1 protein-coding gene is annotated in these 1,277 nt (G+C 39.2%); it reads left to right on the top strand.

Annotated elements, in window-relative coordinates:
* Positions 1-1,237 (top strand): IS3 family transposase (locus ACTHRG_RS23485; RefSeq protein WP_440232170.1); only part of this gene is annotated, 1,237 nt, incomplete at its 5' end.
* Positions 1,238-1,277: the final 40 nt, after the last annotated feature.

Raw genomic sequence — 1,277 nt, 5'->3', positions numbered from 1 at the left:
AGATGAATTTAAAAGTAGATTCATAGATGAATACCAAACCGGCAAACTCCCTCGTCAGATCTTTGAGGAGAATGGATTTAATGCGGACATCATCGGCATTAAACGAATTGAACAGTCAGCTCACAGGTGGAAAAAAGCCTATGAAAAGAATGGCCTAATTGGACTTAAAGATTCAAGGAAAATGAGTTCCGGAAGACCTATGAAACGCGAGCTTACAGCAGCTGAAATAATTGAACGGCAAAAAGCAAGAATTGAGCTTTTGGAAGGACAGGTGAACTTGTTAAAAAAGCTAGAAGCGACAGAAAGGAGGCTGCTAAACTCAAACGAAAATCTAACTCCGAATAAGGCATACCAATTGATCCAGGAAACTATTGAACAAAATGGCTTTAAGGGGATGACCAAGTATTTTTGTGGTCTTCTTGATGTATCCCGTTCGGGATATTACAGCTACCTGAAAGCCTCCTCTGTCCGGGAAGCAAGGGAGAAACTTGACCTTGAAGCAAAGGGAATCATCCTAAAGGCATTTAACAAACGCGGATATAAGAAAGGTTCCCGCTCCATAAAAATGATATTGGAGAATGAATTTAACATAGTCTTTAGCCGTAAAAAGATACAGAGAATCATGAGAAAATACGGAATCGTTTGTCCTCACAGAAAACCCAACCCTTATAAAAAGATTGCGAAAGCTACAATGGAGCATCAGGTTGTCTCCAATAAACTAAACAGGGAATTTAAGCAAGGGATACCGGGAAAAGTGTTGCTTACGGACATTACCTATTTACCATATAACGGTAAGTGCATGGCTTATTTGTCGACCGTAAAAGACGCTTCCACCAACGAAATTTTGGCTTACCATGTGTCTGACCGAATCACATTGGACATAGCCACGAAAACGATCCATAAATTAATGAACAACAAGAAAGTTAAACTCCATAAAGATGCCTTTATCCACTCAGACCAAGGAAGCCATTACACAAGTCCGAGTTATCAGAAGCTATTAAAGAAAAACGGTCTGGGTCAGTCCATGTCAAGGAGAGGCAACTGTTGGGATAACGCTCCACAAGAATCATTCTTTGGCCATCTTAAAGATGATGTTGATTATAAATCGGCCACATCATTGAAGGAATTGCGGTCAAAAATAAAACATTATATGGTCTACTATAACAATTACCGTTATCAGTGGAACTTAAAGAAGATGACCCCCATTCAATATAGGAATCATCTTCTAGCTGCTTAACCTCTTTTTTTATATTGTCCTTGAAATAGGTGCCAGTTTA

Source organism: Cytobacillus sp. SAFR-174 (assembly GCF_051964675.1).
Taxonomy (GTDB): Bacteria; Bacillota; Bacilli; order Bacillales; family Cytobacillaceae; genus Cytobacillus.
The sequence above is the reverse complement of the archived record's forward strand: the minus strand, read 5'-3'. Positions and strand labels throughout refer to the sequence as shown.